This is a genomic window from Nostoc sp. DedQUE02, from assembly GCF_034531035.1.
Taxonomy (GTDB): Bacteria; Cyanobacteriota; Cyanobacteriia; order Cyanobacteriales; family Nostocaceae; genus Nostoc.
On record NZ_JAVRBY020000025.1, the window covers coordinates 18954 to 36562 of the forward strand.

Annotated in this window: 17 protein-coding genes; 6 read left to right on the forward strand and 11 right to left on the reverse strand. The window is 41.0% G+C overall.

The features are described 5' to 3' along the window. Window positions 1-141: 141 nt before the first annotated feature. The 3 genes from RMX98_RS19300 to RMX98_RS19310 form a co-directional block, all read right to left on the reverse strand. Window positions 142-681, reverse strand: coding sequence for a Dps family protein (locus RMX98_RS19300; protein WP_322675982.1), 540 nt, complete (start codon window positions 679-681; stop codon window positions 142-144). Window positions 682-1379: 698 nt separating this feature from the next. Further along, window positions 1380-1736: a hypothetical protein gene (locus tag RMX98_RS19305; protein WP_322675981.1), complete on the reverse strand. Its 357-nt coding sequence runs from the start codon at window positions 1734-1736 to the stop codon at window positions 1380-1382. A gap of 542 nt (window positions 1737-2278) precedes the next feature. Beyond that, window positions 2279-3379, reverse strand: a complete 1101-nt coding sequence (locus tag RMX98_RS19310; protein WP_322675980.1) for a glutamate-cysteine ligase family protein — start codon at window positions 3377-3379, stop codon at window positions 2279-2281. Window positions 3380-3900: 521 nt separating this feature from the next. Between RMX98_RS19310 and RMX98_RS19315 the strand changes: the two genes are divergently transcribed. Together RMX98_RS19315 and obgE are read left to right on the forward strand one after the other, a co-directional pair. Next, complete coding sequence (locus RMX98_RS19315; RefSeq protein WP_322675979.1) at window positions 3901-4575, forward strand: Mo-dependent nitrogenase C-terminal domain-containing protein; 675 nt, start codon at window positions 3901-3903, stop codon at window positions 4573-4575. Window positions 4576-4650: 75 nt separating this feature from the next. After that, window positions 4651-5679: a GTPase ObgE gene (gene obgE, locus RMX98_RS19320; RefSeq protein WP_322675978.1), complete on the forward strand. Its 1029-nt coding sequence runs from the start codon at window positions 4651-4653 to the stop codon at window positions 5677-5679. A 175-nt stretch (window positions 5680-5854) separates the two neighbouring features. On the opposite strand, the gene RMX98_RS19325 is transcribed toward obgE, so the two are convergent. Then, a complete protein-coding gene (locus RMX98_RS19325) occupies window positions 5855-8935 on the reverse strand; it encodes a PAS domain S-box protein (protein ID WP_322675977.1) in 3081 nt (1026 codons plus the stop codon). A 436-nt stretch (window positions 8936-9371) separates the two neighbouring features. On the opposite strand from RMX98_RS19325, the gene RMX98_RS19330 reads away from it, so the two are divergent. The 3 genes from RMX98_RS19330 to RMX98_RS19340 are packed head-to-tail and all read left to right on the forward strand — an operon-like array spanning window position 9372 to window position 11051. Further along, on the forward strand, window positions 9372-9977 hold the full coding sequence (locus RMX98_RS19330) for a vWA domain-containing protein (RefSeq protein ID WP_104910068.1): 606 nt from the start codon (window positions 9372-9374) through the stop codon (window positions 9975-9977). A 49-nt stretch (window positions 9978-10026) separates the two neighbouring features. Next, window positions 10027-10632: a VWA domain-containing protein gene (locus RMX98_RS19335; RefSeq protein WP_322675976.1), complete on the forward strand. Its 606-nt coding sequence runs from the start codon at window positions 10027-10029 to the stop codon at window positions 10630-10632. A 26-nt stretch (window positions 10633-10658) separates the two neighbouring features. Beyond that, the gene (locus RMX98_RS19340) at window positions 10659-11051 is read left to right on the forward strand and encodes a salt stress protein, Slr1339 family (RefSeq protein ID WP_322675975.1); all 393 of its coding nucleotides are present in this window, start codon (window positions 10659-10661) and stop codon (window positions 11049-11051) included. 274 nt (window positions 11052-11325) lie between these two features. Here the strand turns inward: RMX98_RS19340 and RMX98_RS19345 are convergent, their stop codons facing one another. From RMX98_RS19345 to RMX98_RS19360, 4 genes are all read right to left on the reverse strand, one after another. Beyond that, on the reverse strand, window positions 11326-11667 hold the full coding sequence (locus RMX98_RS19345) for a helix-turn-helix domain-containing protein (RefSeq protein WP_322675974.1): 342 nt from the start codon (window positions 11665-11667) through the stop codon (window positions 11326-11328). A gap of 579 nt (window positions 11668-12246) precedes the next feature. After that, window positions 12247-13269 (reverse strand): spore photoproduct lyase family protein, encoded by a 1023-nt coding sequence (locus RMX98_RS19350; RefSeq protein ID WP_322676000.1) that lies wholly within the window; start codon window positions 13267-13269, stop codon window positions 12247-12249. A 103-nt stretch (window positions 13270-13372) separates the two neighbouring features. Then, the gene (locus tag RMX98_RS19355) at window positions 13373-13729 is read right to left on the reverse strand and encodes a hypothetical protein (RefSeq protein ID WP_322675973.1); all 357 of its coding nucleotides are present in this window, start codon (window positions 13727-13729) and stop codon (window positions 13373-13375) included. A gap of 150 nt (window positions 13730-13879) precedes the next feature. Next, window positions 13880-14677 (reverse strand): biotin/lipoate A/B protein ligase family protein, encoded by a 798-nt coding sequence (locus RMX98_RS19360; protein WP_322675972.1) that lies wholly within the window; start codon window positions 14675-14677, stop codon window positions 13880-13882. An 86-nt stretch (window positions 14678-14763) separates the two neighbouring features. Here RMX98_RS19360 and gcvH point away from each other — a divergent pair, with 86 nt between their 5' ends. Next, window positions 14764-15147 (forward strand): glycine cleavage system protein GcvH, encoded by a 384-nt coding sequence (gcvH, locus tag RMX98_RS19365; RefSeq protein WP_322675971.1) that lies wholly within the window; start codon window positions 14764-14766, stop codon window positions 15145-15147. A gap of 123 nt (window positions 15148-15270) precedes the next feature. Here the strand turns inward: gcvH and coaBC are convergent, their stop codons facing one another. The 3 genes from coaBC to RMX98_RS19380 form a co-directional block, all read right to left on the reverse strand. Then, complete coding sequence (gene coaBC, locus RMX98_RS19370; protein ID WP_322675970.1) at window positions 15271-16482, reverse strand: bifunctional phosphopantothenoylcysteine decarboxylase/phosphopantothenate--cysteine ligase CoaBC; 1212 nt, start codon at window positions 16480-16482, stop codon at window positions 15271-15273. Window positions 16483-16568: 86 nt separating this feature from the next. Further along, on the reverse strand, window positions 16569-16781 hold the full coding sequence (locus tag RMX98_RS19375; protein WP_094351471.1) for a DUF2555 domain-containing protein: 213 nt from the start codon (window positions 16779-16781) through the stop codon (window positions 16569-16571). A gap of 154 nt (window positions 16782-16935) precedes the next feature. Then, window positions 16936-17541 carry an alpha/beta hydrolase gene (locus RMX98_RS19380; RefSeq protein WP_409880842.1) on the reverse strand — a complete coding sequence of 202 codons (606 nt, stop codon included), beginning with the start codon at window positions 17539-17541 and terminating at the stop codon, window positions 16936-16938. Window positions 17542-17609: the final 68 nt, after the last annotated feature.

Consider the following 17609-nt stretch of genomic DNA (forward strand, 5'->3'; position numbering starts at 1 on the left):
TTCCAAAATCCAAAATCCAAAATTGGCATCATGAAGAGGTAGATGCAGGCAGATTATTTTTTTCGCACCAGTTAAAAGCAGGGTTGATTCCTACTTTTAACGGGTTTCACAGATAGTCATTCTCAACTCAGACGTTATCAGCTATACACCTACGGGAGTCTTAGCCCCTGCTGCTGGCTGTCTACCATCTGGGCCCAGTGCTTCCCCTTCAATAAACGAACGCAGCATCCAAGCCATTTCCTCATGCTCTTCCATAAGTCCAGTCAGAAAGTCAGCAGTTCCTTGATCGTGGAATTGCTCGCCAGACTGATCTACATGATCTCTTAGGTTACGAATAACCTGCTCGTGATCGTCCACTAAATTAGCTACCATCCCCGTTGCTGTGGGCACATTACCAGCATGTTCCTTGAGGGTAGCAATCTTCAGAAATCCTTCCAATGTACCAACTGGATAACCACCCAAAGCCCGAATCCGCTCTGCCAAGGCATCAATATTTAGGGTCAGCTTTTCATAGTGTTCTTCCCAAAGCTGATGCAAAGAGCGGAACTGAGGGCCAACGACATCCCAGTGATACTTTTTGGTTTTCACCAACAGTAGATAGGCATCTGCCAAATCTTGATTCAACAGATTAATTACACCTTGACGCTGTTCTTCGGTCAAACCAATGTTTATCGAACGCATTGTTTTCCATCCCTAAGCAAACTTATCTATTAACTTCTCAAATTTCAGACAGATTCCACATCAACCAAAGGAAACATTCTAAGCTGAAATTAACTAGTGAATTCAGAATTATGCCTATGCCTTAATAGGTAGTATTAAGTCAAAATTCTAGTAATCAGCGAACTTTATTGTTTTTTAGCTAGAAACATAAAAATCTTAAATATTAAGTCAATACGGTTCATTTAAGAAAAATTGTAGGTTGGGTGAGCAAAGCGCAACCCAACAAAGCTATGAAAATGTTGGGTTTAGTTCCTCAATCCAACCTACAGAACTGCTGATGTCTTAAATAGCTAGTATTAAGCTAAGAATCTAGTAATTAGCGAACTTTATTGTTTTTTAAGCTACAAACATAAAAATCTTAAATATAAGAATAGTTAATCAAAACTATAGCAATCAGATTTGATTTCTAAACTTATTTGTGTAGGAGGCAATAGGCAAGAGGCAAGAGGGAAGAAGGCTCCTTGAGTTGTACTGAATTTTTTCAGAAATCAAAGATGAGTCCTATATCTAAACGCAGTTTGCTAATAATGCTCAGGTGAACATATTTTTAATACTTAATTAATTTAAGTTACTGACTTAACATTAATAATTAGTAATGGGCGACTGCTTTTATGCAATCACCCATTACTATCAAAAAATTACCAGAACTATTATTTTAGTTACTTACCTGTAACTTTCTCCAACACATTCTTTATATTTTCTTCCACAGAGGTTGCACCTTCTGAATTTTCAGGGCGCTTCTGCTTGTCAATATCAGCAGCTCCCTGAACCTCATTAAGTCCTTCGTTAGCTTCCTTTTGAGTCTTTCTCAATCCTAGTGGTGGTTCTTTAGCGGCTTCGTCAGTTTTAGCCTGAATGTCAAGCAGTTGTGTTGTAGCTTCGGTAGGCTCACTTTGGTAGCTATCGATCGCAAAAGCAGGAAAAGCATTAGAGAATAATACTAACGCACAAGTAAAACCTACAACTAGAAAACGTACTGGACGGAAAATAGATAAAACAGAAGCAATAATCTTCATTGGATATCCTCGATAACAGCTTTAACAACGCAGAACTTTCACCCAAAGAGCGAAGCATATACCTTTTTTAGCAATTTCAGCAATAAATAATAAAACTGGTAAGCTCCGCTTCTATCTAAAAGTTCTTGAAAAACGAACCTGATGAAGAAATTGTCTTTGCTCTTTGTATTTCTGAATAGAATTAGTAAGGGATAATAAGTAAATACCACCTCAACTCTTGAGCAAAATCATTACATTTCAAATTTAAATTCTTCTTTTCAGGCTCCCTGTTTATACTTTTACTTTCAAAACCCTAACGTCTGCATCAATCTCTAGAATGAAGTTTTCTACATCTTTAGTTGTAATAAAATCAGCCTCTAGGTATATCGACTTAATCTAATTTTAGCAGATTGATGGCTCTATTATTTATGTTCAGTTAGCTCAACTTTATCCAATTCCCAGAAATTTAATCACTATGCACCTTAGAGCATATTTGTAAAGTATCAGGTTATATAAATATCCTCTTTACTCACTTTCTTAATGAGGAAAAATAAATATTTTCTTTAAACTTGATAAGTCTGCCTTATTACTTCTTCTATTGAGCTTAAATGATGGAACATTTGTATTAATTCATGGGATCTTGTTTTTCGCTTTGCCAGTAGCACTTTTAATGGTGTCAAATAATGAACATCTGGATCGTCTCCTAAAGCAATTTCGGCTGCTTGCAAGACTTTTGTCGCATTCGCAAAAATATCTTCGTTGTCAAATGCTTCTTTTGCCGAAAGTTGGTGTAATGCTGCATCGGGTACAGTTGCTCTACCCAACAAGGTTTTATCTAATACCAAACCTTTTAATAATGTCAGCAAAGCCGCATAGATTGAAAAATCATCACAACTATCACAAGCTTTAAATTCAATGCGTCCCACTTCAGCCGGAATGCGGGCAATTTTTGTTAAAGAAGGTGTGCTATCAATTAGTTTTTCCTGTTTTTGAACAAAAACTAAGGCTGCTGGTCTTTTTCCGGTTCTGATAAATGTTCGTACAGATAAACCATCCCATAAAGCTCCTTTATAAAAAGGAGAACTATAACTAAAAGGAACTATATAGGGACTATAATAAGTTAATTTTCTGCCAATATCAATTACATCTTCAGTTGACAAATCTGCCACTGAAATATTTAAATCTGGCCCGTAAGAGACCATGTGAATATTAGCAGTTTGTTCGTCAGGATAAGCCTCTAGTTGTTTGATTTCATAATCGTTTAATGGGGGTTGAGGTTCAAAAGCTAGATTGTATGGATTAAAACTAACTAAAACTGGTGATAAGCCAAAGTCAGCAGCAACCTTGCGTAGCAAGTCAAAACTTTCTGATAATTCATTAATAGCGCCTTGAATATTAGAATGGATAGTTGTTCTAATTTCAATACCCTTAACATGACAATCTATCACTTCATCAGAATCCGCAAATCTTTCAAATCCCTCAATGTACCATCTCTTCATCTTAATACCCGCATCGCCAACGCGGAGTTGAGGATAGTCACTGGGGTATGTAGGTAGCCTTTCAATAATTTGATTGAAATCAGCAAATTTTGTGTGTGAAAAATCAGCAAACTTTCCCTCATTGTTCAAGAAAGCGACTTCATGTTCAATGCCAAAGAAAAACATTATATATACCTTATTTTTTTTAGAGTTAACCTAATTTTACTAATGCCAAGCGATCGCAATCCCACAAAGAACAAAGTAACATCACTAAACAATTCATTAGAGAAAAGCGTCAGCGATATTTATCTGGCATCGCATACTTAGAAAACTCCATCACTCTGTAGCGCAAATTACAGCCTTCAACCTGATGAATATTTGAGATACTCCAATCAAATTCACTTTAAGTATAAAAATTCTCAATAACGGTACAAATAGATTTTACCTTAAGACCGACTATTGCAATTTGAAAACTTCTCTGATTTCTTTTTCTGTGTTGCCCCCACTATCTTCATAGTCACTAGACCTCTTGGCAAAAGTGCTTTTTGCACTCTTGGGGGAAAAGGGTAAAGGTTATGGTTCGGCAAGCTCACCAACCAGGGGAAAGGGAAAATAACAAATCTTTCCCCCTTTTCCCGACTTTTACCAAGAAGTCTACTGAGTAGGATAGCGTAGTAGTGACTGAGGAAAGCTTGAGACGTGAGTTTATGACAAGTACCGTTCAATCCCCCTACAGCAGCGAACAGATTGCTGCTTGGTTGCGTGGACTGCTCACCATTGCTTGGGCAGATGGTAATTTTGACGAGCAAGAACAGGAATTAATTGCCAGTATCACCGAAAATGAATTAGCTCCCAAGATTAAATTCGATTCACTAGAGGTAATTACGCCAGAAGAATTAGCCGCAGTATTGGGTAAAGGTACACCAGCTGCGGAAAATTTCTTAAGAACAGCGATAATGGTAGCGATCGCAGATGGTACTTATTCTCCCAGTGAAGATCAAGTTCTGCATCAGTTCTGCCAAGCCTTAGAACAGCCAGAGCAGTTACTAGAAGCCCTTCGTCACACTCTAGAATACCCACAGCTTGCGCCCACGCTCGCCACCACTGGGCTTACAAAGCGTCAAATTGATGCACTACACCCCCTGCGTGACTGGCTGGATAGGCTAGATATCCAAGACCCAAGAGTAGCCCGCTTTTTGTGTAAAATGATTCCCTCCCAGTGTCCCTTTGAGCGGGATGTCACCTTATTTGGACGAAAGATTGTCCACATCCCACCGATGTGTAAAATTAACCCCTTGTATGAGCAACTGGTGGGCTTACGTTTTCGTGCCCTCTCTTATCTGGCAGATAAATGCGGTGAAGATGTTTCACCATATATTTAGTTAAAGTGAAGAGTGAGGAGTTATAATTTTTAACTCCTAAATTCCTAACTCCTCACTTTTCACTATTATTTAAGTATGCAATTTATCGACCAAGCAAAAATTGAAGTTGAAGCTGGTAAGGGCGGCGATGGTATTGTCGCCTTCCGGCGAGAGAAATACGTGCCGACTGGTGGCCCCTCTGGTGGTAATGGCGGAAGAGGTGGGTCGGTATTTTTCGTTGCCGATGAAAACCTACAAACCTTGTTGGACTTCAGATACAACCATCGCTTTCAGGCAGAAAAAGGGGCTCGTGGTGGGCCAAAGAACTGCACTGGAGCAGCAGGAAAGGATTTAATTATCGAAGTCCCCTGCGGTACAACCATTTATGATGCTGAAACTGGTGAATTGCTGGGGGATTTAATTGAGCCTAACCAGACTTTACTGATTGCCCAAGGTGGTAAAGGCGGACTAGGAAATCAACATTTCTTGAGTAACCGTAACCGCGCTCCAGAATATGCCCTCCCAGGATTACCAGGAGAAATAAAGCAGCTGCGCCTGGAGTTAAAACTTTTGGCAGAAGTGGGAATTATTGGCTTACCAAATGCTGGTAAATCCACTCTAATTTCATCTTTATCAGCAGCACGTCCAAAAATTGCAGACTACCCCTTTACTACCCTCATCCCAAATTTGGGTGTAGTGCGGAAACCGACTGGCGATGGTACTGTTTTTGCCGACATTCCCGGACTAATTGCGGGAGCATCTGATGGGGCTGGGTTGGGGCATGATTTTTTGCGGCATATTGAGCGCACGCGGGTGCTACTTCACTTAATTGATGCCACAAGTGATGATGTGGTTAGAGATTATAACATAATTAAGGAAGAATTACAAGCTTACGGACAAGGTTTAGCAGAACGTCCGCAAATTTTGGCGCTGAATAAAATTGATGCAGTTGATCGGGAAACTGTGGATTTAGAGGCGTTAGCTACCAGACTTAATCATCTCTCTTACGCCCCGGTTTTTGTGATTTCAGCAGTTACTCGCACTGGGTTAGAGCCGATGTTACAGGAAATTTGGGGAATTCTTGACCAAATAAAGGTTCCTGAAGAAGTGGAGGTATTTAGATAATTACTAATTCGTAATACTTCTCTACGAGAGGCTGCGCCAACAGCTACGCGGTTCCTGAGCGACTTGTGCCGAGCGAAGTCGAGGTAAGTCGAAGGGCAGTACAAGTTCGTAATTCGTAATTACTAAAGCAAGCTAGGCGCAGCGTCTCGTAAAGAGCGTCATTATCAATTACGAATTATGCTGGCATATCCTGGCTCAAGGGAATCTTAATCACAAACTCAGCACCTTGTCCTGGCTGTGAAATACATTCTAAGGAACCGCCATGTCTTTGGGTAATTATCTGATAGCTGATGGCAAGTCCCATCCCCGTACCTTTGCCGATGGGCTTGGTGGTAAAGAAGGGGTTAAATAGTTGTTGCTTAACATCTTCTGTTATTCCCAAGCCATTGTCGGCAATTCTAATTGTTACCTGATTTGGCTCCTGTAGTTGGCTGCAAATGCGAATTTGCGGGGAAGTCATTTGCTCTACTCTACGGGCGTTTTCCCAAAGGATAGGACAAATGACGAATGACTCTTCCAAAGCATCGATCGCATTTGACAAAATATTCATGAATACTTGATTTAGCTGCCCTGCGTAACATTCAACTAGCGGTAGCTGATTGTATTCTTTGATTATTTCAATTGTCGGGCGTTGGTTATTACCCTTGAGGCGGCTTTGCAAAATCATCAGAGTACTGTCGATTCCCTCATGAATATCAACAGCTTTCATTTCGGCTTCATCCAAGCGTGAAAACGTTCGCAGGGAAAGCACAATTTCTCGAATGCGGTCTGCCCCAACTTTCATTGAGTTGATTATTTGTGGCAAATCTGATTTCAAAAAATCAAGTTCTATTCGTTCTACAAAATCCTCGATTTCTAGCACAGGTTCAGGATAATGATTTTGGTAGAGTTGTAAAAGTGAAAGTAAATCTTGGGTGTATTGTTTGGCAGGGTTGAGGTTGCCATAAATAAAATTGACCGGGTTGTTGATTTCGTGTGCCACTCCTGCAACTAGTTGACCCAAACTGGACATTTTTTCACTTTGAATTAAGTGAGTTTGGGTGTTTTGAAGTTCGCGGAGTGCAACTTTAAGTTCTTCAGCTTGTTGTCGTAGTTGCGCTTCCGACTTTAGCAGGGCTTCCTTGGCTTGTTTACGTTCTGTAATATCCCTAACAACAGCTACTCGACAGAAAGGCACTCCTGTTTGAGAATGTTTAACCATGAACAGGTTGCAATCAGTGGGAATTTCTATGCTCGTTTGAAAATGCCTATAGCGAAACTCACCTTGCCAGAAACCATGTTGAGACATCAAAGGAATAATTTGTTGCTGAAACTCTGCAAAAGCTTCTGGTGAATGAAAATCAACTATCGCCTTGGTTTTAGCTGCTTCCAAGCTACTAAGTCCCACCATCTTGAGTCCGGCAGGGTTTACATAGAGAACTTGCCCTTCCATTGAAGAAATGCCAATAAAGTCACTGCTGTTTTCCACCAACGCGACAAATTTTTGCTGTTCCTCTTCAGCTCGTTTGCGTTCTGTGATGTCTAACACCATTGAGGCAACGCCAATCACCTGCCCATCAGGAGCCACTAACGAGTTGTTATACCACTCACAGACCATCGTCCTACCATCTTTAGTGACGTTCTCGTTAACAGTAAAACTTCCTCCTCGTTGTGTTAACAGGGCAGTGATAATTTCATTTACTTGTTTTTTGATGTTTTCAGGTATTACGATATCAAAATGTTTCCCTAGCATTTCCTCTGCGGTGTACCCAAAGATTCTTTCTGCTGCCCGATTCCATGTCTGAATCTCAACGTTGGTATTCCATTCAATAATGGCTAAAGGTGTTTGTTCAATCAGCAACGCCAGTCTTTGCTTTGAAGCCCTGAGTTCTGCCTCTGCTTGCTTGTATTCAGTAATGTCGCGATAATACCAAATCCTACCGTAGTAGTCTCCTAAAGGTGATGTTTCACCATCAGATCCTTGGTGTTTACGCACGGGTGCAGAATAGCGCTCAAAAATCTTTCCAGACTTAAGGAAAATTTCATCACGGCTACATTGCTCTGGATGCTGGTAAAGATACTCCACCTTAGCCACAAATTCGTCTGGATTTACTAGTTTGTCTAGTACCCATGCCACAAGTTGGCGATCGCTCCCTGCTTGAATCAGTGCCGTAGGAATTTGCCATAACTGGGAAAATTTTTGATTAAATGATGTAACTGTAAGATTTTCATCAATAATCAATATTCCGTCGATAGAAGCTTCTTGTTGAGCTTGCAGTACAGCATTCATCCGGTGTAGGTCTTTCTCTGCTTGCTGGCGTAAGCGAAGCTCGTCGTAGACATCGCGCAATGTGGCTTGCTGTTCGCTGATGTCGCGCAGCAACCAACGCCAGCCAATCCGTTGACCCTCTGAATCATACATAGCAACCATCTTGATACTAGCAGGAAAAACTGTACCTCCTCGTAACTTTAGATTGACTTCCCAATCCTGCACCTGCTGCAAATTTGCCAGTTTGGTTATGAAGGTTTGGTGATCTGGTTCAGCGATAAACAGGATGAATGGTTTACCTATGAGATAATTTTGTCTCACAGATAGTAAGGCTCCGCTTATATAGTTAGCCTCTTTGATAATGCCAGCTACATCAGTCACTAAGTAAGCATCTGGGGCGAGATCAAATAAATCCTGGTAACGCCGACGCTCTAATTGAGCCGTTTTATGAGCGATCGCTAGTTCTTCGCTTTGTTGGCGCAGTTCTTCTTCAACTACCTGAAGTTCTTCCACGGTTTCCTGAAGTGCCTCGAAGGTTTTTATAAAATCGGTAGTGTCAGTAACTTTGCCAGCCACACCCGGAATTCCGGCTTCATTCTGTAAAATGATGTACCTAATACTACCCACAAGAAATTTATTACCAGTCTCATCCTCAAAGCAAGACTTTTTTGTAGAAATGAGATAGGTTATACCCTGAGCATCGGTAAAAAGATCCTGGTTTTCATTAATAATATTTGTGGTAAAAACCAGTTCATCTTTTTCCCGGAACATATCAGCTTCTACTTGCGGAAAAAAATCATAGTCTGACTTGCCAATTAATTGTTCTCGGCTATGACCAACGAAATCACAGCAGGCATCGTTAAGTAATACCCAGCGATGTTGACGGTCTTTGACAAAAATTGGGTCAGATATGCTGTTGATCATCTGATGCAGAAATGTCAAAGAGAAGTTTTGCTGCTGCGTGTTTTGTTTTGGCGCGGGGTTATCTAAAAATTTAGGATGGTTCATACCCGAATTTATCTCTAAAATTGAGCTAAACAGCTTTTGTTTAGCTCCGTGTTTGTTAGCATGAGTAGTATTTATTATTCCCAGGCTAACTACAGCTGCAACAAGCGATTGGGGATAAGGGGTGATGACGACTGATACCAAGTTGCGTTCAAAAATATTAGTTTTGACAGGCTGTTCTTGAGCAGGGGAAGCAGGGGAGGCAGGGGAAGAAATACTACATATAATTGCAAAATGGTATGAGAAGATTTTGTTCTCTGCAAAAACAAAGAGATTAGGTTAGGTTAGGCGATGCCTGCGGTGGGCTACGCCAACGCATTCATCAACTGTGGCGCAGCTTTTTTAAGTAGCATAATTGATACGAAACCTTAAAATACTTACGGTATCGTTAAATTCGTGGACTAGACTAGAACCACAGGGTAATAATCAGAGGAAGATTATGATGAGCGATCGCGACTATACATTAATCATTGATAAAAGCGGTAGTATGTCTACACCTGACCAAGTAGGTGGTAGAAGTAGATGGGAAATCGCCCAAGAGTCTACACTCGCTTTGGCCAGAAAGGCCGAACAATTTGACCCTGATGGCATCACCGTTTACGTTTTTTCTGGTAGATTTAAACGCTACGATGATGTCACCTCAGCCAAAGTCGCCCAAATATTTCTCGAAAATGACCCTTCTGGAACGACAAACTTAGCAGGTGTACTCCAGGATGCCCTCAATAACTACTTTCAACGCAAAGCAGCCGGTAAAACCAAGCCAAATGGAGAGACAATTTTAGTCATCACCGATGGTGAACCAGACGATCGCAAGGCTGTGTTTGAAGTGATCATTCATGCTACTCGCCAAATGGAACGTGATGAAGAATTAGGAATTTCGATTATTCAAGTAGGTTCAGATGCCCAAGCAACTAAGTTCCTCAAAGCTTTGGATGACCAGTTGCAAAGTGTTGGCGCTAAATTTGATATTTGTGACACGGTTACTTTAGACGATTTAGAAGAAATGAGCCTTGTAGATGTATTGACGAACGCAATAACTGACTAATGCATATATCAGCCCAAAGTCCAATAACTCTTATATGGAGAATTGAATAATGCTAGAAAATCGTGACTATACCTTGATTATCGACAAAAGCGGTAGCATGGCAACCCAAGATCAAAAGGGTGGTAGAACTAGATGGGTTGCAGCCCAGGAATCTACTTTAGCTTTAGCTAGTAAGTGTGAGCAATTTGACCCTGATGGCATCACTATCTATGTATTTTCTGGTAAATTCAAGCGATACGAAAACGTCACATCCAGCAAGGTATCACAAATTTTTCGAGAGAACGATCCCTCTGGTACAACTGACTTAGCAGGTGTGTTAAAACACGCAACTGATGATTATTTACAACGCAAAGCAGCAGGTAAAACCAAGCCAAATGGTGAAACAATTTTAGTGGTTACTGATGGTGAACCGGACGATCGCAAAGCAGTAATGAGAGTGATTATCGAAGCTTCTCGCCGCATCGATAGAGATGAAGAATTAGCCATTTCCTTCATTCAAGTTGGTACAGATCAACAAGCTACCCGCTTTCTGAAAGTCTTAGATGATGAACTTCAAAGTGCTGGTGCTAAGTTTGATATCTGTGACACAATTACTATGGAAGATATGGAAGATTTGAGTCTATCGGAAGTACTACTCAATGCCATTAATGATTAACCATAATATTTATAGGAATTGCCAAAATGGATTCCATTGATAAGCTATTAGCCGAACTCCAAACCGAATACAAAGAAGTACAACCACAACAGCAGTCAAAATCAGCCACAGCCAAACCCTTTATTCCATCATCGCCAAAGTCGGCATCTTTCATGGATAATCTTTTGGCAGAAGTTCAGGCTGATTTTGCCGAAGAGGATGCTGCTATTGAGTTAAAAAGACAGCAAGAATTAGAACAAGAACGAATTCGACAAGAACAACTCAAAGCCAAACAACTAGAGGCTTTGAAAGTGGAAGCAAAAGAATGGTTAGCCAAAGTAGATCCACTTTCGTCAGAAGGACTTTGGTTTGAAAGGTTTGCTGAAAGTTATCCTTCAAAATTAGAGGCAGCGATTGAATATTTAAGAAACAATGAATAAAATCGTAATTCGGAAAAATCTGCTAGCTAAAATTATAAAATAGCATTATTATTTATTACTTGTAGCAATTCTAAATGAGTTACGAACAAAAAGACCCCCGACTTCTTGAAGAAGTCGGGGGTCTGATTTTAGGGAACTCCAAAAAATAAATTATCCAATTTGTCTACTCAACTAAACTTCTTTCTTCCTTGTCCCTCTGCTATGGAATATTTTTTTACTTGGAAGTCCCTTATCAGTGGAGGGCAAAAAAAATATAATTGCGATATTCTCAATATTAATGGTGATTTGTGCGAGCTAAATGTTGCACAGCCCATTCATGCATAGCATAGAGAATTGGTTGCAAAGTTTCTCCTAAAGGCGTTAGAGAATATTCTACCTTGGGTGGAATTTGGGGATAAACTTCTCGATGAATAATACCGTCTACCTCCATTTCTCTGAGTTGCTGAGTTAGCATTTTTTGCGTAACTCCAGGTAAAGCCCGTTGCAGTTCGCCAAATCGTTTGACGCCAGTCATTAATTCTCTAATAATCAAAACCTTCCAGCGTCCGCCAATCACCTTTAGGGTAGTTTCTACTTCACAAGTCAGCCTGAGATGGTTTTCTGCTTCAGCTTTCATAGTTTTTTTGTAGGAATAACCTGACTCAGGTTTGCTCGGTAGTACCGCTAGTTATCTGAATTATTACTTGTTTTATGTCTTCCATAATTAGTGTAGCAGCTGCAGGAATATGACAATAGAATAGATACCTGCTGTCTTTTGCAGTCAACTGGAGGCGGATGTTTGATTATTACTGTTACAGAAGCAATCAAAGTGCGTAGTTTACCGCCGTAGGCATCGCTTGTTTTATAATTGGATAGGTAGCTATTCAATCAAGTAGAGCCTTCCAAACAAAGTAATTTTTTCACGCTTCATGCTCATACAAGAAAAAATCTCAACATTTCAAGCACAAGTAGAGCAGTTTCAGCAATACCTGGATTTTCCGAATGCACAACATGAAACCATTATTTGATTTTTGAACAAAATTAAGTACTGTAGTGGCGTGTCAAGGCTAAAATGTTGTAAAAAAATTGTAGGTTGGGGAGCAATGTGTTACGGCTTTAGCCTAATGCACCTGAGCAACCGGAAAAAAGAGCGATCGCATAATATATCAATCGCTCTCTTCTTTTACTCAATAATTAATTTGCTCAAAGTGGTCTTTTAAGTCCAATAAAGAATTTCAGCATTTGGAAAGCGCCTACTAATCTCACTCTCAAAAAAGCTACGCAACGCCTTCATTATGTCTTTCTCGTAAACGTACTTCGTCCCACCAAACTTATTACGCTTGACACTGCGTTTTGCCTCATCCATCTCTAATTTTGATTGTGGATACCAAGTTTGCAACACTTCTTTTGACCCAGGTGTGAACCGATGGGAGATTAACTCAAAGGTAAGGTTACAATCAAAATCTAGTGCCTCGTTTATCTGCTCAAACAAACGACTATAGTGCATCTGCCAATCTTCTATCGGCATAATTGGCGCAATAACCAAGCCTACTGGATAACCGCCACCACCACGCTTTTGTGGTAACGCCAACCGTCGCAACGCATTCAGCCTAGATGCTACGGATGCCGTGCCACCTTCAAACTTACCAGAAATCGGTGCAGCATTAACACTCATCCGACAGCGAGTATTCCCATTGTGTGGTAAGTCGAGTAATCCATCCACAGCATCAAACTTCGATACCCAACGTAGATGTGCATTAGGACGAGTGCCAAAGTAACGGATACATTCAGCAAGACTTCCGGTTAAATGCTCAATACCCAATGGATCTGTGTAACAGCTAACTTCAAAACTTGTGTTTTTACCCTGTTGCTCGTAGTTCGCTAAGTTCTCTAATATCTGCGGTAAGTTGGCAAAAGCTCGGATGACAGGTGGCCCCGACAAGCTACCTGCTAGGTAGCAGTATTGACAGTGAGCCGGACAACCTTCGGCAAGGTGAAACTGCCAATCCGCAGAAGGTGGGATGGGACTCAGTTTAAAAGAACTGGGTGGTGCAGTAACCACCGCTAAGGTACGCTTGGCGATGTTGTAAGTATCCCGCTCAGACTCACCGCGCAGACCCTTCAGACGATTCTGTGATAGTTCTTCTATTGGTAAGTTGAGTGACTGCACACGTTTAAGAATCTGCTGCCCCCAATCCTCATCTAGGGCAGCAGGTGTAAACAGTACCCGTTCAGGTATCCACAACCTTGGCGATCTTGTTTGTGTATCTGATACTGAAACTTGGTCTGTAATGGTATTCAGCAATATCTTTCTCCGTTATTTAGTTTGCTGATTTCTGCAATTAATTTTCCAGCACTTGCTTAATTCGTCGTTCTAACAAATCAAGATCCAAACTGCCTTCATCACGGTTAATTCGACGCACAGTTGAATTAACATTAGCTAAATTAACCAATAAATCTTGAAGAATTTCCTGCTGCTGACGGGCTTGGGTAACTTCGTGTGGTTCCTGTACTAAATCACGCACGATGGTATCTTCAGCGCGAGAGGCGATAATTGGATCGGTTTGCCCTTGAACGTGAACAAAGGTTCGTCGCCCTGGGCCTCGCTCCTCTTCTATTGGTATAACTGCTGTCACTTGGTCAGAACGCACATATTTGCCAAATCCCAAATGCACTAGCTCTGATGAGAGGATTTTCATATAATTGAAGCGTTATTTTTATGTCTTACTTATATTGTAAAATCTAGGAAAGTGACTTAAAGCCATAGAGCATACGGGTTATACCCAATTCAAGGTAGTAGTTTCCTTTCCCAATTGCTGCTTGATATCTCTATGTCAATCACAGTATTTTTACATCACTTCTAGTTTTGGAATTGGGGAGCGCACTTCATAAAGCGATCGCAATTTGAGGATATCTTCCCATTCCAGATCGGTAAATGGTTGGCTAACTAGTTCTATACCAAAGTATTGTTTTGCCGTCTCTGTCAATGTCTCCACAATCTTTGCAATCCAGTCATCCTGTTCCTGTGTATTGCAAAGTGAGATATTCCACGGAGCCGGTTGTTCAAAGATTTCCTGAAATAAACCTTTGTCTGTAGACAAAATCATCGAGCCGTGTTGAAGAATCGTATTTCTTCCTTTGCGTTGGGCGCTACCAATAAATTTACTTCCATCGGCAGTAACCAAGTCGGCTGCTGTTGCTGTGTTGAAACAACTGGGATTGTGAATGTAACCCCGTCCAGCAGAACCATAATTTAACTCAATACCCAAGGTTTGCCAGCCTTGGATCAAAAAATTACAGATTTTTTCATAAGTACTCCAGCTTTTTCCACTACTAGCTGAGGTAATCACAGAGTAGGTCAAGTTTCCTTGGTGGAGAACAGCTCTACCTCCTGTTGGACGACGAACTAGATCGAGTGGCTGTCCCTGATAAATCAAATTATGCCACTGGGCAGGCCATTGTTTTTGCAGATGTCCCAAGGAGAGGGCGTGGGGATGCCAGGTATAAAAACGCAAGGTAGGCGGGTGCTGTCCCTTTTCAAATTGGTTGAACAACCAAGCATCGATCGCCATTTGCACTCCACCTGATGTCTGAAGCATTGGAATCAAACGCCAGGTGGATGGTGACTCGGTTGCTAGTTGTTTCATAGGTTCCAGACTTTGGAAATATATTGACATTCTAATATCAGTATCTAATAATGCTTTTATTTGAGTTTATAAGGAAAAATTTGTTCATGAGCGACCTGAAATATAGCAATAATCATACATGGGTTCGAGTTGATGGCAACATTGCTACAGTGGGCTTTACTCAGTATGCAAGCAATAACCTTAATGAGATTGCAGGAGTAGAGTTGCCAGAGGTTGGCACATTGATTGGCCAGAATACTATAATCGGTAATATTGAAGCCGGTAAGGGAGTAATAGACTTCTATAGTCCCATAGCAGGAGAGCTTGTAGAGGTCAACCAGGCAGTTGTTGATGACCCCGAACTAATCAATCAAGACGCCTATGGTGAAGGCTGGTTGGCAAAAATCAAGTTTAGCGATTCCTCTGCGGTTAATGCCTTACTCTCTGAGCAGCAATACAGTGAGTTCATAAAAGGGTTATCAGAAGCCTAAAGTTAACTCTCTCGTCAAAAACAGGACTGTTTAATTTTTTGGCGTTGCAGAGAAAGTTTTTTAGGATGGGTTTAAAAGAAACGTTGCAATGCAACGTCTCTACATTTTGGCAAAATTTAAAATTTAAAATTCAGACGTGAGAAAATCAAATAATTGATTCGCCATTTCTAATTTAGAACAAGGTGCAATTTCTACCTGATTTCCTTGATTATCTAAAAATATCGCTTGATTATTATCACTCCCAAAACCACTATCAGGTTGATCTATGGGATTTGCAACAATGACATCAAGTTTTTTATTCTGTAATTTCTCTAATGCAGGTTTGACAATATTCCCAGTTTGTGCAGCAAAACCAATTAATTTTTGATGCGGCTGTTTGTGTTGTGCTAATTGGGCGACTATATCTGGTACGGGTTCCAAAGGTAAGGCTTGGGGGAGCGATCGCTTGGGTAATTTTTCTGTACTATAATCTCGTGGCTTCACATCTGCAACGGCTGCTGACATAACAATGATATCAGCGTTGGGTAAACATTCTACCATCACGTGCTGCATTTGCTCGGCACTAACAACAGGAATTGCTTGTACTCCCAATGGTACATCCCAATTAGCTGGGCCATGTACCAAGGTGACGTTTGCGCCTCGGTGAAATGCGGCTTGCGATAGCGCTAATCCCATTTTACCTGTGGAAGGATTGCCAATAAACCTCACTGGGTCAAGATACTCTCGCGTTCCCCCAGCGCTAATTAAGACTCGTTTACCAGCTAAATCTCGTTTGCCTTGAGTGTGTAACAACGATTGGATGTGAGCGAATATTTCTGGAGGTTCTGCTAATCTACCAGCACCGATGCGATCGCAAGCTAATAATCCTGATCCTGTATTCATCCCATGATATCGGCTATCTGTCAATAACTGTTGCCAATTACGTTGCACCGATAGCTGTTCCCACATATCAGTATTCATCGCGGGTGCTAACAGCACGGGACAAGTAGAAGCCAGTACGGTATTTGTGAGTAAATTATCAGCCATCCCGTAGGCTAATTTTGCTAATGTATTAGCTGTCAAAGGGGCAATTACCATAATATCTGCCCATTCACCCAACTCAATATGCAACGGACGAGAGTGAGTTGGTTGCCAGAAATCATCATCTGTATAGGCGGGATGACGAGATAGGGTGGATATTGTCAGAGGGGTGATAAATTTTTGCGCTGAACGGGTGAGGATAACTCGAACCTCTACCCCAGTTTTAAACAGCGTCGAAACCAATTCACAGATTTTGTAGGCGGCGATACCGCCACCTACACCAATCAGAACCCTGTTCAATTTTGGATTAGTCATGGTAAAAAGTTAGGAGTGAGTCGTTCAAAAATTAGTACTAAATAGTTATAAATTCTAATTCTTAACTCCTAATTCCTAACTCTCAACTAAGCTTCATCATAGGGTTCCAAGTCTAAGAGGTAAATATAGGGTTCAACTAACTCTGGACGCTGAAATGCGATCGCTCGCAATAGATGCCAATCATTTAAACCCTCAAAAGCATTACTATAATTATCCAGTTCCAGACGTGTAGCTAGTTCTTCTACTTCTACTGCACTCATGGCAGCAATTTCTTTTTGGGAAATGCTTAGAGTTGTCATAATACTTGCCCCTCCCTTATGCAGCACTCGCCTTCAGCATGGGTTAAGTTGCGCTGAACGCAGCCACCCAATATATATTACTCATTAGAAGTCATTAAGTTCGTGAAAATTGTCAGAATTTGTACTAGAATTTATAAAAAATTCGTAATCCTGACTAAGCAATTGTATTTACAACGAAATTTCGTAGCACCTCTAACGTTTTTGGATCTATTTCATGCCCCATATCAAATTCGTGGTATTCTACTGCCACTCCTAGAGACTTGAGAGTTTCTCGTGCCTTCAAAGCAGCTTGCAGGGGCACAACTTCATCATATTTACCGTGAGTGATTAAAGTCGGCGAAATCCGACTTTTAGCTGCCGTTAGCGCGTCAGGATGTAAATACCCGCTCATGACAACTAAACCTGCTAAAGGCAATTTTGAGCCGACATCTAAAGTCATGGCTCCACCTTGAGAAAATCCACTCAAAATGGTACGTGACAAAGGTATGCCAGTGGTACTTTCTAAAGATTCCAAGAAATCTGTTAACAGTTGCCGACTTTCTGGCAACCCTTGATACATATTTTCCCCCCGCAGGTCATACCACGCCCTCCCTATCGGGGAATAGGGATAAGGATAAGGTGCATTGGGCAATACAAATTGGTAATCGGGTAAGTTGAGTAATGGTAACAAAGATGCTACATCCTGAGCATTGGCTCCCCAACCATGCAAAGTTACAATTAAGCCTGCTGGGGGTTGAGAAGTCGCTGTGGGAACGGTAATGGCTTGTAAAGACAGAGGTTTACTCCTAAAATTTTACTTTTGTATATAGATCCTATCTCTTCAAGCAG

Bases quoted from the DNA above. Each gene is read 5' to 3' on its own strand.
- RMX98_RS19315 (WP_322675979.1), top strand. From the start codon at position 3,901: ATGACAAGTACCGTTCAATCCCCCTACAGCAGCGAACAGATTGCTGCT.
- RMX98_RS19335 (WP_322675976.1), top strand. From the start codon at position 10,027: ATGCTAGAAAATCGTGACTATACCTTGATTATCGACAAAAGCGGTAGC.
- RMX98_RS19375 (WP_094351471.1), bottom strand. From the start codon at position 16,781: ATGACAACTCTAAGCATTTCCCAAAAAGAAATTGCTGCCATGAGTGCA.
- RMX98_RS19355 (WP_322675973.1), bottom strand. From the start codon at position 13,729: ATGAAAATCCTCTCATCAGAGCTAGTGCATTTGGGATTTGGCAAATAT.
- RMX98_RS19360 (WP_322675972.1), bottom strand. From the start codon at position 14,677: ATGAAACAACTAGCAACCGAGTCACCATCCACCTGGCGTTTGATTCCA.
- RMX98_RS19300 (WP_322675982.1), bottom strand. From the start codon at position 681: ATGCGTTCGATAAACATTGGTTTGACCGAAGAACAGCGTCAAGGTGTA.
- RMX98_RS19305 (WP_322675981.1), bottom strand. From the start codon at position 1,736: ATGAAGATTATTGCTTCTGTTTTATCTATTTTCCGTCCAGTACGTTTT.
- RMX98_RS19310 (WP_322675980.1), bottom strand. From the start codon at position 3,379: ATGTTTTTCTTTGGCATTGAACATGAAGTCGCTTTCTTGAACAATGAG.
- obgE (WP_322675978.1), top strand. From the start codon at position 4,651: ATGCAATTTATCGACCAAGCAAAAATTGAAGTTGAAGCTGGTAAGGGC.
- gcvH (WP_322675971.1), top strand. From the start codon at position 14,764: ATGAGCGACCTGAAATATAGCAATAATCATACATGGGTTCGAGTTGAT.
- RMX98_RS19340 (WP_322675975.1), top strand. From the start codon at position 10,659: ATGGATTCCATTGATAAGCTATTAGCCGAACTCCAAACCGAATACAAA.
- RMX98_RS19330 (WP_104910068.1), top strand. From the start codon at position 9,372: ATGATGAGCGATCGCGACTATACATTAATCATTGATAAAAGCGGTAGT.
- RMX98_RS19325 (WP_322675977.1), bottom strand. From the start codon at position 8,935: ATGAACCATCCTAAATTTTTAGATAACCCCGCGCCAAAACAAAACACG.
- RMX98_RS19345 (WP_322675974.1), bottom strand. From the start codon at position 11,667: ATGAAAGCTGAAGCAGAAAACCATCTCAGGCTGACTTGTGAAGTAGAA.
- coaBC (WP_322675970.1), bottom strand. From the start codon at position 16,482: ATGACTAATCCAAAATTGAACAGGGTTCTGATTGGTGTAGGTGGCGGT.